The 13,280-nt window shown below is 44.6% G+C and carries 17 protein-coding genes; 12 read left to right on the forward strand and 5 right to left on the reverse strand.

What is annotated here, in order from left to right; all coding sequences use genetic code 11:
* Positions 1-10: 10 nt before the first annotated feature.
* Positions 11-463 (reverse strand): MarR family winged helix-turn-helix transcriptional regulator, encoded by a 453-nt coding sequence (locus GO493_RS28340; RefSeq protein ID WP_157309620.1) that lies wholly within the window; start codon positions 461-463, stop codon positions 11-13.
* A 195-nt stretch (positions 464-658) separates the two neighbouring features.
* On the opposite strand from GO493_RS28340, the gene GO493_RS28345 reads away from it, so the two are divergent.
* The 7 genes from GO493_RS28345 to GO493_RS28375 all read left to right on the forward strand — a co-directional run bounded on the left by GO493_RS28345 (position 659) and on the right by GO493_RS28375 (position 5,941).
* Positions 659-1,225: a YeeE/YedE family protein gene (locus GO493_RS28345; protein ID WP_157309621.1), complete on the forward strand. Its 567-nt coding sequence runs from the start codon at positions 659-661 to the stop codon at positions 1,223-1,225.
* 10 nt (positions 1,226-1,235) lie between these two features.
* Entirely contained in the window at positions 1,236-1,736 is a 501-nt protein-coding gene (locus tag GO493_RS28350; RefSeq protein WP_157309622.1) for a DUF6691 family protein, read from the forward strand.
* A gap of 301 nt (positions 1,737-2,037) precedes the next feature.
* Positions 2,038-2,814, forward strand: coding sequence for an SDR family NAD(P)-dependent oxidoreductase (locus tag GO493_RS28355; RefSeq protein ID WP_157309623.1), 777 nt, complete (start codon positions 2,038-2,040; stop codon positions 2,812-2,814).
* Positions 2,815-3,216: 402 nt separating this feature from the next.
* Positions 3,217-4,029, forward strand: a complete 813-nt coding sequence (locus tag GO493_RS28360; RefSeq protein WP_157309624.1) for a phytanoyl-CoA dioxygenase family protein — start codon at positions 3,217-3,219, stop codon at positions 4,027-4,029.
* 382 nt (positions 4,030-4,411) lie between these two features.
* Entirely contained in the window at positions 4,412-4,981 is a 570-nt protein-coding gene (locus GO493_RS28365) for a YceI family protein (RefSeq protein ID WP_157309625.1), read from the forward strand.
* 14 nt (positions 4,982-4,995) lie between these two features.
* Entirely contained in the window at positions 4,996-5,529 is a 534-nt protein-coding gene (locus tag GO493_RS28370; RefSeq protein WP_157309626.1) for a YceI family protein, read from the forward strand.
* 16 nt (positions 5,530-5,545) lie between these two features.
* Entirely contained in the window at positions 5,546-5,941 is a 396-nt protein-coding gene (locus tag GO493_RS28375; protein WP_157309627.1) for a hypothetical protein, read from the forward strand.
* 53 nt (positions 5,942-5,994) lie between these two features.
* Here the strand turns inward: GO493_RS28375 and GO493_RS28380 are convergent, their stop codons facing one another.
* Positions 5,995-6,252 carry a hypothetical protein gene (locus GO493_RS28380; RefSeq protein ID WP_157309628.1) on the reverse strand — a complete coding sequence of 86 codons (258 nt, stop codon included), beginning with the start codon at positions 6,250-6,252 and terminating at the stop codon, positions 5,995-5,997.
* 114 nt (positions 6,253-6,366) lie between these two features.
* Here GO493_RS28380 and GO493_RS28385 point away from each other — a divergent pair, with 114 nt between their 5' ends.
* The gene (locus tag GO493_RS28385; RefSeq protein WP_157309629.1) at positions 6,367-7,701 is read left to right on the forward strand and encodes a sensor histidine kinase; all 1,335 of its coding nucleotides are present in this window, start codon (positions 6,367-6,369) and stop codon (positions 7,699-7,701) included.
* A gap of 224 nt (positions 7,702-7,925) precedes the next feature.
* Here GO493_RS28385 and GO493_RS28390 read toward each other — a convergent pair whose 3' ends face one another.
* The 3 genes from GO493_RS28390 to GO493_RS28400 all read right to left on the reverse strand — a co-directional run bounded on the left by GO493_RS28390 (position 7,926) and on the right by GO493_RS28400 (position 9,937).
* On the reverse strand, positions 7,926-8,189 hold the full coding sequence (locus GO493_RS28390) for a hypothetical protein (protein WP_157309630.1): 264 nt from the start codon (positions 8,187-8,189) through the stop codon (positions 7,926-7,928).
* 74 nt (positions 8,190-8,263) lie between these two features.
* Positions 8,264-8,821 carry a hypothetical protein gene (locus tag GO493_RS28395; protein ID WP_157309631.1) on the reverse strand — a complete coding sequence of 186 codons (558 nt, stop codon included), beginning with the start codon at positions 8,819-8,821 and terminating at the stop codon, positions 8,264-8,266.
* Between the two features lie 99 nt (positions 8,822-8,920).
* Positions 8,921-9,937, reverse strand: a complete 1,017-nt coding sequence (locus GO493_RS28400; RefSeq protein ID WP_157309632.1) for a zinc-binding alcohol dehydrogenase family protein — start codon at positions 9,935-9,937, stop codon at positions 8,921-8,923.
* Positions 9,938-10,204: 267 nt separating this feature from the next.
* Between GO493_RS28400 and GO493_RS28405 the strand changes: the two genes are divergently transcribed.
* The 4 genes from GO493_RS28405 (at position 10,205) to GO493_RS28420 (ending at position 13,278) form a co-directional block, all read left to right on the forward strand.
* On the forward strand, positions 10,205-11,113 hold the full coding sequence (locus GO493_RS28405; RefSeq protein ID WP_157309633.1) for an acyl-CoA desaturase: 909 nt from the start codon (positions 10,205-10,207) through the stop codon (positions 11,111-11,113).
* Positions 11,114-11,373: 260 nt separating this feature from the next.
* Positions 11,374-12,030: a FadR/GntR family transcriptional regulator gene (locus GO493_RS28410; protein WP_157309634.1), complete on the forward strand. Its 657-nt coding sequence runs from the start codon at positions 11,374-11,376 to the stop codon at positions 12,028-12,030.
* Positions 12,031-12,040: 10 nt separating this feature from the next.
* Positions 12,041-12,874, forward strand: a complete 834-nt coding sequence (locus tag GO493_RS28415) for a sulfite exporter TauE/SafE family protein (RefSeq protein WP_157309635.1) — start codon at positions 12,041-12,043, stop codon at positions 12,872-12,874.
* A 5-nt stretch (positions 12,875-12,879) separates the two neighbouring features.
* A complete protein-coding gene (locus tag GO493_RS28420; RefSeq protein ID WP_157309636.1) occupies positions 12,880-13,278 on the forward strand; it encodes a DUF1634 domain-containing protein in 399 nt (132 codons plus the stop codon).
* Positions 13,279-13,280: the final 2 nt, after the last annotated feature.

Genomic DNA, 13,280 nt, shown 5'->3' on the forward strand with positions numbered 1-13,280 from the left:
TCTTTTCTCACTATCCCCGTATCTTATCCAGCAGATCGCTCAGCACTGAGGCTTCTTCTGCGGTTACTCTTTCGGCCAGGTCATCGTAGAAATTATCCATCAGTATTTCCACATCTTCCAGCAGTTTCAATCCTTTGGGAGTGATATTAATATCCATTTTACGGCGATTGTGCGGGCACAGTCTCCGCTGAACATAATCCAGCTTCTCCAGCTTATCCAGCAGCCGTGTTACATCGCTTGCCTTATCCAGCATCACTTCCTTGATACATCCGGCAGAAACCGGTTCAGGATGACGTCCTTTGATGATCCGCAAGGCATTATAGTGCTGCGGAAGCAGGTCATATTCTTTCAGGTTAGCACCCAGTGCATCTCTCAACCAGTTACCAGTAAACAACAGGTTTACAATGACCTTGTGATAGTCATCCTTAAACTTACGCTGATTAATAGCTTGTTCAATCTTCATATATCAAAGATAATAAATAATACGTGTTGCAACATATTTGCTTTAATGTATTTTCATACCAGCCACAAACCAAATATATTTGTATGTAATGGGTAGTGCATCAGTTTGAGTTTTACTCAGGGATGAAGGTTGACCTGCGGTCAGCCAGATATAACAGGCAAAATTGATCAAACCAATCTTCTAATAACTCATCTTATGTTCATCAACAATCTATCCAATCCCTGGCCCTGGTATATAGCAGGTCCACTCATTGGCCTTACCGTACCTCTCTTATTATTACTTGGCAACCGCCATTTTGGTATTTCCTCCAACCTTCGTCATATCTGTGCAGCCTGCTTTCCGGCGCGTATTCCTTTCTTCTCCTACAACTGGAAACAGGAATCCTGGAATCTCTTTTTTGCGGCAGGTATACTTTCAGGCGGATATATTGCTGCTACCCTGCTGGCCAACCCTGCCCCGGTAAGCATACATCCTAACCTTGCCTGGGAGCTTTCCGGTTATGGTATTACTGATTATGAGCGTTTGCTTCCCATTCAGCTATTTAACTGGCCAGCCCTCTTAACCCTTAAGGGATTTATATTGATAGTGGCGGGCGGTTTCCTTATAGGCTTTGGTACCCGTTACGCCGGAGGCTGTACTTCCGGTCATGCTATTATGGGTCTTTCTAACCTGCAATGGCCTTCGCTTGTTGCCACGTGTTGTTTCATGGCCGGTGGCTTTATTATGGCCAACCTGGTACTTCCCTTTATTCTTCAACTTTAAAAAAAGCTGGATGAAACATATTTCCAATGATACAGATTTCGAAATAGAAACAATTGATTCTAATGCAGTTAGCAATAGCAGCTTAATAAAAAGCAACCGGTGGCGGTTCTTCCATTATTTCCTTGCCGGCGCCTGGTTTGGAATACTCCTGGTAAAGTCTGAGGTTATTTCCTGGTTCCGTATACAGGAAATGTTCAGGCTGCAATCCTTTCATATGTACGGGGTGATTGGATCAGCGGTGTTAACAGGTATTGTTTCCGTACTGATAATCAAACGATTGAAAATAAAAACCCTTTACGGGGAGCCCATTACTTTCAGCAATAAAACCTTCCATAAAGGCCAGATCTTTGGCGGGCTTCTTTTCGGTTTTGGCTGGGCGCTGACCGGTGCGTGTCCCGGTCCCATCTTTGCCCAGATAGGCGCAGGTTTTACCGTGGCTACGGTTATGTTGCTCAGTGCTATATTGGGTACCTGGGTATATGGCGCTATACGTGATAAACTACCTCATTAAGATTAAATGTTATAACACTAATTCAGCCACCAGCAGGGGTAAAAGGAAACATCAACAGTTATGTTAAACGATTACGCAAGTGTTAACACTTTGTTAACGGGTCTTAATTCACCACGTTAACCAGAAAAAATATAGCCTTTACCAAAATAGAGATCCATGCGGAAAGTGGTCGATTATCTTTGGAATAGGTTTTTCATAGGATATGGTTAAAAAATTAAGGGCGGTATTCTTACCGCCCTTCCTGTTTCCAGTCTTTCCGTACCTGCTTTGCATTTATATAATTATCTTCTATCTTACTGCCATGACATACGCTTTGATCACAGGCGCCAGCAAAGGCATTGGCAAATCACTGGCCGGAGGTTTAGCTGCCAGACAATATAATCTCCTGCTGGTAGCCCGTTCCGGGGAAGAGTTATCATTATTAGCCACACAACTTACTGAACAGTTCAAAGTGACAGTCAACTGGTTAGCGCTGGATCTCTCCCATCCGGATGCTGCCAGGCAGGTATATAAATGGTGTACAGACAACCATTATGAAGTATCCGTCCTGGTTAATAATGCAGGATATGCTGTCTGGGGAGATTTCGGAAAGCAATCGCTCGATGCCCAGCTGAACATGGTGCAGGTAAATGCACAGACGCCTGTGGCTCTTTGCCATTATATGCTGCCCTTACTGCAAAAGCATGCCCGTTCCTATATACTGAATGTTTCCAGCACAGCCGCTTACCAGGCGGTACGTACCCTGAGCCTTTATTCTGCATCCAAGGCCTTTATGCTGCTCTTTACCAGGGGAATAAGGCAGGAATTAAAGGGTACAGGCGTTACTGTCACCTGTCTCTGTCCGGGGCCGGTGAATACCAATTTCATAGAACGCGCCGGTATGCAGGCTATTCAGGCTACTGCAGAGAAGTTTGGCATGACACCGGATGCAGTGGCGGCTATTGCCCTGAAAGGGCTCTTTAAAGGGAAAGCAGAGATCATTCCCGGCCCGCTCAACGCTATATCTTCTTTTATGACAAGGCTGGTTCCCAAGGACCTGGTTGAGAAGATTGCAGGAAACCTGTATAAAAACAAATAGATCGCTCAGGATTTATTACTGAAAAGTTGTGCATCAGTTTGAATTTCTTTTCGATGTACAGCAAGGCCGGCTAAAAAATTCAAACCGGTGCACTACTCACTGAAAGCGTACCGGTTAAAAATCAGACTGGTGCAATCCCCTATTTCAAACTAACATGTTATCTCCTCATTATTTTTTTTGTCTAAATTGGAAATAGACTTATATTTACCCTACAAAATAAGTAGACTAATAGATGTCAACTGAATCAGCCATACAAACACTACTGTCATCTTCCTTCGTCATCAGCAAACGATGCCCCTATTGTTGTTGCTAGGTTCTTTCCGGGCACAGTCCACGGGCACGGCCTCAGAGGCCTATTTAATATTATCTGATAAAGTAGATCATTAAAAAAACTTAGCAATTATGCCTACAGCTTACACTACGTTCACACTGGGTAATTCACTCACAGAAGAGCAAAAATCTTTCTTCGAAGAACACGGTTTCATTCATTTCTCCGGTTTTTTATCTCCTGACTCAGTCCAGGAGATCGTTGACGCCTCTGAGCAGGTGCAGAAAAAATGGATAGCAGAAGATGTACAGAAAGTAAATGGGGTACCGGTTAAATATGGTAAGGACCTGAACGGGGAGAAGATAGTGCAGCGTTTTGCTTTCATTAACCAGCATACGCCTGTACTTTCCAACCTGCTTCGCGAGGAGCGTCTGCAGTCCCTTCTTGGCTTTATTGGGCCGGATGCGCGTATCGGCGAAAATGAAAAGGATGGCATGGTGTTCAATCACTATGTAAACGGACCTGAAAGTAAGTTCAGCAAAATGGGCTGGCATGTTGATGGCCTGCGTGATATATTTATAGGAGGAGGTAAGCTGAATCCAATGCTGAACGTAGGGATACATCTGAGTACCCTGCAGCCGGGCAATGGCGGATTGAGGATCATACCCGGCACACATAAACAGGGTGTCTTAAGCATGCTTTTCAGAAAGAGACATTTCTTTGATCATAACCCGGATAAGAATGAGCTGGCTATCACTCCCAAAGCAGGCGATCTGACCGTTCATGATGGCCGTCTCTGGCACCGGGTGGCGCAATCTTCCATTGTAGGTGAGGAAAGCAGGCGCAGGGTGATCTATGTACCAATTATTGCGGGAAAATATGAACCGAAGAATGAAAACAGTCCAACGTTGTTCTATCAACGTTTTGCAGGATTAGTAATAAAATAAATCTGATCTTATATTAAAACTTTTCTCAGCTGGCCTACGGCCAGCTGTTTTTTTGCATGCCTGATAAGATAATATTGCTTTATTTGAAATTTCCCGGAAAAATTTTCCATCGTAACAATTTGATTTACAAGTCAGTTACCTAAAGGTAAGTTAGTAGCTACGGGGAGACCTCTTGGTTAAAAGTAGCACTCCCTCTAAATTTGGCTTTCCAAAAGAAAGTAGCTCTCCGTCGGGAGTAAAATTATCATAAATATTTAAGGCCGTGAACAAATGTTGATAGCGCAAAATATTGAACTAGGTTAAGAAATTTCCCAACAATATATGTTGAAACATATATTATCAAAAAAAAGACATAATTTTAATTTTCAAAACAATAGCAAACATGAAAAAACTCACAATCATCGCGTCCTTAATGGCCCTTTCAGCAACAACTTTTGCTCAAACATGGTCTGTAGACAAAGCTCACTCAAAGATCGGATATAGCGTAGTGCACATGGGTCTTTCTGACAGCGAAGGTAACTTCAAAGCTTTCGAAGGTAAGATCACTGCTTCAAAAGCTGATTTCTCTGACGCGGTTTTTGAAATATCTGCTGACGTGAACAGTCTGAACACTGAGAACGAAATGCGTGATAAACATCTGAAAAGCCCTGATTTCTTCAATGCTGAGAAATTCCCTTCTATCACCTTCAAGAGCTCTTCTTTCAAGAAAGTAAGCGGTAAGAACTACAAAGTTTCCGGCGACCTGACCCTGCATGGTGTTACCAAGCCAGTTACTTTCAACGTTGTTTTCAATGGTACTGCTACTAACCCAATGAGCAAAAAAGAAACTGCTGGTTTCTCTTTCTCTGGTACTATCAAACGTAAGGACTTCGGTATCGGTGCTGAAATGCCTGCTACTATGCTGGGTGAAGATGTTACCCTGAGAGCTAGCGGTGAATTTACTAAAGACTAAGTTTTATCCGGGCAATGAAAAAATTAGTAATATTTTCAACAACACTGCTGCTCACGGCAGCAGTGTTTGCCTTCGCCGTTGTGGCGCCGGCATGGAATATCGGCAAATATAATATCGCTTTCTCCAGCACTGCTGTAGGCGGTATTTTCAGGACTTTCAAAGGCTCTATCAGCTTTGATGAGCAGAACCTGGCCGCATCCAACTTCAGTGTAACCATAGATGTTGCTTCTATCAACACAGGTAACGCATTACAGAATAAACACGCCAAAAGCGACGAGTGGTTTGACGCTGCCAAATTCCCGCAGATCAAGTACACTTCTAAAAAGATCGTAAAAGCAGGTGCTGGCTATCAGGTGACCGGCGATCTGGAGATCCATGGTGTTAAGAAGGAATTCACTATTCCTTTTACATTCAAACGCGCAGGCAACACTGCTACATTTAACGGCACATTTGACGTGAACCGCAACGATTACCATATCGGTAAACCAGGCGGAGACGTACCTGATGTTATTAAGGTAACAGTAGCTGTACCTGTAACCAAGGCATAATTAATAAACTATTTATATGCTGAAGAAATTATTGATACTCGGCGTTGTTTCCGGCGTACTGGCCGGCCTGGCAGGTTATATCTATCAGAAAGTGTATGTGGAGATCCTGGGGGAAGGGTTCCTGAATATAGTGAAGCCTGTTAACATTTTTGCCGCTTCTCTGATCGGTACAATAGTAGCAGCCTTTGGTTACTTTTTACTCAGCAAAGTGCTGAAAGGATATACAGAGATCGTTTTTAACCTTCTCTTTTCAATTATCACTTTTGCAACTCTCATAGGCCCTATCAGTTTCCAGATGCCAGCAGATGAGCTGGCCCCACCTGAACTGTTTCCCGGCTTAGCTATTCCAATGCACTTTTTCCCTGCACTGGCATGGTATACATTAAAACCTTTATTTGCCAAATCGGTATAATAAAAGAACAGGGGTATGAAAACCTCTATCCCCTGTTTTCTCTTTTCCCATCTTTATTGCACCTGAAAGATCAGTTTTGATACCTGGTCTGATCCCAGACGAAGATGAGATATTTCTTCTCCCACTTTCTCCTCGATCTGTTTACGACCGAATACATTATAGGGAAAACGTAACCATATTTTAAACTTGATAGCTGGCTCTTCATTTTCCAGGCGATAACCAAACCGGATCTCCTTGACTTTATTTTTTCCCACAACTTCGATAAGGTGTTGTACAACATCTGTTGGATGTTCCAAAGTAATGTACTGCATAATGGCTTTTATTAGGTTTTTTCTCTAAAGTTTCTGACTCGCTCACAGGGAGGGAATAACGGACGGATATGGATCTAGTAAGTCTGAATAAAACCGGATATCTTTACGGGGCCAATGAAACTATACCTGTTCTCTCCTGTTGAACCTATATACAAGGAGGAGTTTTACAAACATATCAGGCCACAAAATCTGAAAGTCACGGCTTACATGGCATTTATTGTCCTGCTAATTGTGATTGCAATACGTGTTGCGTCATGGTTCATACCCTACCAGGCAATGTTACCCCCTTTTCAATTCAGGGAATACAAACTGATTAATAATAGCATGATAGGAGGATCCTTTCTTTTTACGGTATTACTCTATATAGTCCGGAAAAAAGCATCTCCTTTGCTGCAAAATCAATACCATTTTATTTGCCTGTTGTATGCCCTGTTCTTTATAGGCAGCTGTATGGCGCTCACTTTTGTAGCACAGCATAATCCTGCCAATACCATGACCATGCTACTCATCGGCACGCTGGGCATAGCTGTATTGCTTGTTTTTTCGCTGGGTCAGCTGTTGCTTATAAGCGGGATATCCATCACTGTTTTTTTGCTTTTCTTTCACATTTTCCAGGTAGATCCGGAAACACGTTCACTCAATTATATATCTTTCTGGCTAATCATCACCGCATTTCTGTTCGTTTCCCGGTTACTGTATTCCTATCACGCCAATTATTTTATTAAGATCAGGACCATCGGGGATAAAAACAGGGAAATAGCGCAGGCTAACCTTCTGAAGACAGAAATACTGGGGATTGTGGCCCACGATCTGCGGAATCCGATCTCCGGTATACGCACCATTATTCATCTGATGGAGGAATATCCCTATACAAAAGAACAGGAGGACAAATACCTTACCTGGATCAGGGATGCCTGCCATACTGCCGACCATATCATTGAGGAATTACTGGCTGCTGCAAAGCGCAGGGAACCGGATAAACTGCAGACAGATTATGTTTCGCTGAACGCGTGGCTGGAAACAGTACGGGCCAGCTGGATAAAACAAAATGGCTTTGGCAGGAATGTTATGCTGGAACTTCCCCAACAGGAACTGAAAGCGCATATCCATACCAGTAAACTGCAGCGGGTGGTAGACAACCTGCTTCATAATGCGGTGAAATTCACACCGGCAGACGGACGCATTACCCTTGGCCTGCATACTCACCGGGGTGGTATACGTATATTCGTATCAGATACCGGTATTGGTATTCCCCAGGATATGCAACCAGCTCTCTTTGACAGGTTCACGCCTTCCGGCCGGCCAGGACTGAACGAGGAACCATCCAACGGATTGGGATTACATATCTGTAAACAACTGGTGGAGGAACATGGGGGAAGCATTTTTGTGGAATCCCGGGAAAATAAGGGAGCCGTCTTTAACATAGATCTCCCTTATACCCTGTTGTAAGCTCATTTGCCGGAGTCAACAATCCCCAATAAATAGTTGCTCATGTCAAATAACATACCTGTACCTATCCTGTAAGGTTAGGTAACCCGGTTATTATAAATAAGGCTAAGGAAAGCTAACAGATAGATCGCTGTAGTGGGCTTATCTGTACTACAGTAACTCTCAACAATAAAAAGTGAGACCAGCGTGACAGTGTGACTATGAAACTGAGAACAACTTTTTTATCATGGATAAGATGTAGCGCTGTTTCCACGGTCCCCTATATGCACCACTTCCATAATACGGGTAGCAATTGCGTTAACCAGTTGTGGGTCAGCTGCATAATCCGGGTTGGGCTGCAGAAAACCATTTCCCTGCAGTAAGTAGTCAATTGAATGCTCTTCGTCCAGTACTGCTTTATAGTGCTCTATACCCCTGGATTCATGAGGTTGTACTACTACAACATAGTTGTCGCCCTTCAGATCAAAGTCTAGTGTGAAATCTTTCATATGGCATTATAATTTAGGTAGAACAGTTGTATATCTAAATATAACAAAATTAAGGCCATGTGGTTGCAAAAATTTTAGTCTTCTCTGGCTCCTTTCTCTCCTGTAAACCAGTGTTCTTTCTGTTTGAAAAGCACGTTGAAAGTGGTCAGCGATCCATATATGCGGGTAATATATTGCTGCATATTGATCTTATCCTCATCGCTCAGCAGTTTATGGCTGTTTATCTGCTGTTCCAGAACGCGGAGGCGGTCTCTCACCATTACTATTTTATGAAAGAAAACTTCGATGGGAATTTCTTTGGGTTTTAATCCCGGGTCTTTAGGCTGCAGCAGCATGTTGCCTCCCTCCCAGCGGTCGCCCAAAGGCACCACTTCGCTCATATCTCCCCAGAGACGCAGTATTTTAAGCAGGGATGTTTCAACAGCAGAAACTGTTTCTACTTCTATTGTTTTATTCTCTGCATGCAGGATCTCGAACAACGGATCAGTTTTGTCTATCTCCAGAATGCCCTGGTCCATAAATGTGACCACATATTGCGCATATTTTACGCCGATGATCACACCCGGGCCATAACGGGCATGTTGTACCCTGGAGCCTTTTCCTGCCGTTAATTCCTGTATTAGTTCGTCCATGAGGTGTAGATTTAAGCAGCCAATTTAAACAACTTATTGAAAAAGCGCAACTTATGAAATTTAATTTTTCAGTCCGCCGCCTGCTGAAAAAAACCTCTGCTAATCAAGATGCACCATGGCCTTGATCACTCCGTTAGCGGGGTCCAGCCAGCTGTCAAATTCCCTTTTCACCTCATCAAATCCTACCCTGTGGGTAATATAAGTAGTAGGATCTACCTTCCCTGTCTTCATGCAGTTCACTACATGTTCGAAGTCTTCCCGTGTAGCATTCCTGCTGCTCATCAGGGTTGCTTCACGTTTGTGAAATTCCGGATGACTTACACATATCTCACCTTTCTGTAATCCTACCAGCACATAACGTGCCCCATGCGCCATATACATGAAGCCATTATTAATGGCCTGCCGGCTGCCGGTGGCATCTATAACGACAGTGGGCATATCGTTGCCGGTGATCTTCATCAGTGCAGCCGTTACATCTTCCGTACCTGCGTTGACGGTATGAGCCACTTTCAGCTTGTCTTTACAGAAATCAAGGCGTCCCTGGTTAATATCCATTGCTATTACCTGTGCTCCTGCTATCCGTGCAAATTCCATGATGCCGAGGCCAATAGGTCCGGCGCCTATTACCAGTACAAACTCTCCCGGCATTACTCCTGCCCTGCGTACTCCATGCGCACCGATGGCCAGCGGTTCAACCAATGCCAGTGCATCCATTCCCAGTCCGTCGCCATGAACGAGCGATCCTGAAGGCACGGACAGGTATTCTGCCATGCCGCCGTCAATATGTACGCCACATACCCTGATATTTGTACAGCAATTAGGTTTGCCTGAGCGACAGGCAATACAGGTGCCACAATTAAAATAAGGGATAAAAGTTACGGCCTCTCCTATTGTAAATCCCGGTGCATTATCAGCAGATACCAGTTCTCCCGCCAGCTCATGTCCCAGGATGCGGGGATAGGAAAAATAGGGCTGCGTGCCTTCAAACGCATGCAGGTCAGTACCACATATTCCGATACGCCTGATCCTGATAATGGCATGGTCCTTTGCTGTTGCAGGCATCTCTTTCTCTCCATAATCAAAATTACCGGGCGTAGTACAGGTTAATATTTTCATAGCTGTGAAATTGTAAAGCGCTAAAAATAGTAAAAAAAAGACCGCCCTGCTAAAAAACAGGACGGTCCCACATGCAAAAACCAATGTCCATTATTCCTTTGTTATTTTTATAACTGGAATAATGGCGCTTTACCGTCAATTTTTATGCCCTTTTTCCTCTTTCCTGCTCATCTGTAGGGTGGCGGGTCAATGTAAGAGCTGTGTTAAAAAACAGATTCACTGATATTGATCATTGTTTATTGTCCGGATTAGGGATATTTTTGCAAGATGAATTCTGAAAAACAACTTAGGAAGGGTCCCAACTGGTGGCGTCAGTTCGATTTTCTGGGGATGCATCTATTACCATTTCTGGCTTTTTTTACCCACGTAACAGCATTTGACTGGATTTTGTGTGCCTCGCTGTACGTAGTACGCATGTTCTTTGTAACTGGTGGCTATCACCGTTATTTCTCCCACCGTACGTTCAAAACGTCCCGGTTTTTCCAGTTTATACTGGCAGGTGGCGCACAGAGCAGCCTGCAGAAAGGTGTTTTATGGTGGGGTGCCAATCACCGTATCCATCATAAGCATAGTGATACTCCTGAAGATCCGCACTCAGCTAATATTTATGGGTTCTGGTATGCACACATGGGCTGGATCATGGGTCCTGAATACAAACCTACCCGCTATGACCTGGTAAAAGATTTCAAACAGCCTGAGTTGTTCTGGCTGAATAAATATCACTTTGTACCTGGATTAGTGTTGATGGTAGCCTGCTACTTTGTTGGTAACAAGGTGAATGGCGCCGGCTGGTTTGACTGGAGCGCCGGTCTCTCTACCCTGTGGATCGGTTTCTTCCTGAGTACCATCCTCCTGTATCATGGTACATTCACTATCAATTCCCTCATGCACAAATGGGGTAAGCCCCGTTATGAAACAGGGGATTTTTCCAAGAACAGTCTTATCCTGGCCCTGGTTACACTGGGTGAAGGATGGCATAATAACCACCACTACTACCAGAGTGCTACCCGTCAGGGTTTTTACTGGTGGGAAATTGATATTACCTATTATATTCTCCGGACACTTGGGTTTTTCGGAATTGTATGGGATATCAGAGGAGTGCCTGATAAAGTGAAGAACAGTAATAAGCTGGCTGATAAAAAAGTAGCTGCTCAGGCTATGGCGACTGCGGAATAATGAATAATAAGATATTCAAATAGTTATATAAAGCGTAGAGATGATCTCTACGCTTTTTTTATGCCGAAAAAATCGCTTTCACCTACGGTGAAAGCGATTTTTTCGGGGGGATTTGCACTGCATGCAGCTTAGGGGATTTTTGCACAGCGTGTAGGTCATGTAGTTTTTGCACTGTGCCAACTTTCTTTAAAAAAAGACGATCAAACATCTGATGTTTAATGGAAACATCATACCTTTGACAAAACATCAGACGTTTACTTATGGCAAAAGCAATAAAACTCGCTGATAAAGTCATCCTGGATCTCCAGAGGGATATTTCCCTGGGTAAATACAAAGTTGGCGACCTCATTCCCCCCGAACCGGTACTGATGGAACAGTTCGGCGTGGGGCGTTCCACCATCCGGGAAGCCATTAAAACCCTTGCTAATGCAGGTATCCTGAAAGTACAACAGGGCGCAGGCACGTTTGTATGTGCGCCTGACGATAGCGGGGAAACACTCAACCAGCGCTTACGCCGTGCCGCCCAACAGGAAGTGAACCAGGTACGCAGTCTGCTGGAAGTAGAGATAGCCCGGCTGGCAGCGGCGCATCGGGATGAAGAAGACCTACAGCTGATCAATACGGCCCTTGACGCAAGATGGGAAGCCTTACATACCGGCAGCTATGAAGCCTGTGCGGATGCAGACATCCGTTTCCATCAGGCTATTGCACAAGCCTCACATAACAGCGTGCTGGCAGACCTTTACCAGACCTTCACCAGTGCTATCCGCGAATCTTTCGAAAACAGGGAACAACCCCATGTCCAGCAGTTCCTGCAAACGCATGAACTGCATGTACGCCTGTTACAAGCTATCCGTGAGCAACAGGTGGAGCAGGCGGCGGAAACGGTACGGGCTATCCTGAAGAATAATTTTTAAAACTTCTATCATGTCTATTTTAGTATTCACTCTCATCCTGCTGGCCGGGGCTTTTATGGCCGGTATGCTGGGCTCACTGACAGGTCTTGGGGGCGGTGTGGTTCTCATTCCTTTGCTTACACTTGTTTTTCATGTAGATATCCGTTATGCAGTAGGCGCTTCCCTGGTAGCGTCCATTGCCAATTCTTCCGGTGCAGCGGCAGCTTACATCAAAGAAGGCATCACTAATGTCAGGATAGGTATGTTCCTGGAAATAGCCACTACCACCGGCGCCATTGTAGGCGCCCTGCTGGCAGTATATACTCCGACACATATAGTAGCTATCCTCTTTGGTATAGTACTGCTTTTCTCAGCCGTTATGACACTTAGAAAAAAGCATGAGCATGCAGAAACGGAAGGTAGCAGACTGGCGGGAATCATGCGGCTCAACAGCTCTTATCCTGTTGACGGCAAGCAGGTAGATTACAAAGTACGTGGAGTTGGCGGGGGGTATGCCCTGATGACCGTAGCGGGTATTGTATCCGGGCTGCTGGGCATTGGCTCAGGGGCGCTGAAAGTGCTGGCTATGGATAACATTATGCGCATTCCTTTTAAAGTATCCACCACTACCAGCAATTTTATGATAGGTGTTACCGCAGCCGCCAGTGCGGTGGTTTACCTGCAGCGTGGTTATATAGATCCTGGTATAGCCTTTCCAGTTGTACTGGGTGTACTGGCCGGTGCATTCAGCGGCTCGAAGCTGCTGGTGAGAATGAATACCCGCAAGCTCCGTATCCTCTTTTGTATTGTGATAGGATCGCTGGCGCTGGAAATGATCTATAATGGTTTAACCGGAAAATTATAATGCAGATGAAGAGCTTATTCAACAAATCATTCTGGCAGGAAAGAGACGTAGAGATGTTTATTGGTCAGCAGTTGCGCTGGGGAGTCTTCACATCCAGTATTATAGCACTGATAGGCGGGATCATTTACCTGGTTAGCCATGGCGGTGGAACGCCGGCCTATCATGAATTTAAAGGGGCCCCGGAATATGTAAGGCACCTGCCGGGCATCCTGGAAGGAGTGGCCAGACTGGATGGCATGGCTATCATACAACTGGCGGTTGTAGTACTGCTGGCAACTCCTATTACCCGTATCGCCTTTTCCGTACTGGCGTTTGCGATGGAGAAAGACAGGCTGTATGTGTTCATCACCCTTATAGTACTGGGAGTGATCATCTTCAGTATCTTCAGCGGATTGGGCGGATGATC

It is taken from the genome of Chitinophaga tropicalis, from assembly GCF_009758205.1.
Classification (GTDB): domain Bacteria; phylum Bacteroidota; class Bacteroidia; order Chitinophagales; family Chitinophagaceae; genus Chitinophaga; species Chitinophaga tropicalis.

What these genes read in the sequence shown, in the direction of transcription:
- GO493_RS28340 (WP_157309620.1), bottom strand. Translation starts at nt 463, where the DNA reads ATGAAGATTGAACAAGCTATTAATCAGCGTAAGTTTAAGGATGACTAT.
- GO493_RS28345 (WP_157309621.1), top strand. Translation starts at nt 659, where the DNA reads ATGTTCATCAACAATCTATCCAATCCCTGGCCCTGGTATATAGCAGGT.
- GO493_RS28350 (WP_157309622.1), top strand. Translation starts at nt 1,236, where the DNA reads ATGAAACATATTTCCAATGATACAGATTTCGAAATAGAAACAATTGAT.
- GO493_RS28355 (WP_157309623.1), top strand. Translation starts at nt 2,038, where the DNA reads ATGACATACGCTTTGATCACAGGCGCCAGCAAAGGCATTGGCAAATCA.
- GO493_RS28360 (WP_157309624.1), top strand. Translation starts at nt 3,217, where the DNA reads ATGCCTACAGCTTACACTACGTTCACACTGGGTAATTCACTCACAGAA.
- GO493_RS28365 (WP_157309625.1), top strand. Translation starts at nt 4,412, where the DNA reads ATGAAAAAACTCACAATCATCGCGTCCTTAATGGCCCTTTCAGCAACA.
- GO493_RS28370 (WP_157309626.1), top strand. Translation starts at nt 4,996, where the DNA reads ATGAAAAAATTAGTAATATTTTCAACAACACTGCTGCTCACGGCAGCA.
- GO493_RS28375 (WP_157309627.1), top strand. Translation starts at nt 5,546, where the DNA reads ATGCTGAAGAAATTATTGATACTCGGCGTTGTTTCCGGCGTACTGGCC.
- GO493_RS28380 (WP_157309628.1), bottom strand. Translation starts at nt 6,252, where the DNA reads ATGCAGTACATTACTTTGGAACATCCAACAGATGTTGTACAACACCTT.
- GO493_RS28385 (WP_157309629.1), top strand. Translation starts at nt 6,367, where the DNA reads ATGAAACTATACCTGTTCTCTCCTGTTGAACCTATATACAAGGAGGAG.
- GO493_RS28390 (WP_157309630.1), bottom strand. Translation starts at nt 8,189, where the DNA reads ATGAAAGATTTCACACTAGACTTTGATCTGAAGGGCGACAACTATGTT.
- GO493_RS28395 (WP_157309631.1), bottom strand. Translation starts at nt 8,821, where the DNA reads ATGGACGAACTAATACAGGAATTAACGGCAGGAAAAGGCTCCAGGGTA.
- GO493_RS28400 (WP_157309632.1), bottom strand. Translation starts at nt 9,937, where the DNA reads ATGAAAATATTAACCTGTACTACGCCCGGTAATTTTGATTATGGAGAG.
- GO493_RS28405 (WP_157309633.1), top strand. Translation starts at nt 10,205, where the DNA reads ATGAATTCTGAAAAACAACTTAGGAAGGGTCCCAACTGGTGGCGTCAG.
- GO493_RS28410 (WP_157309634.1), top strand. Translation starts at nt 11,374, where the DNA reads ATGGCAAAAGCAATAAAACTCGCTGATAAAGTCATCCTGGATCTCCAG.
- GO493_RS28415 (WP_157309635.1), top strand. Translation starts at nt 12,041, where the DNA reads ATGTCTATTTTAGTATTCACTCTCATCCTGCTGGCCGGGGCTTTTATG.
- GO493_RS28420 (WP_157309636.1), top strand. Translation starts at nt 12,880, where the DNA reads ATGAAGAGCTTATTCAACAAATCATTCTGGCAGGAAAGAGACGTAGAG.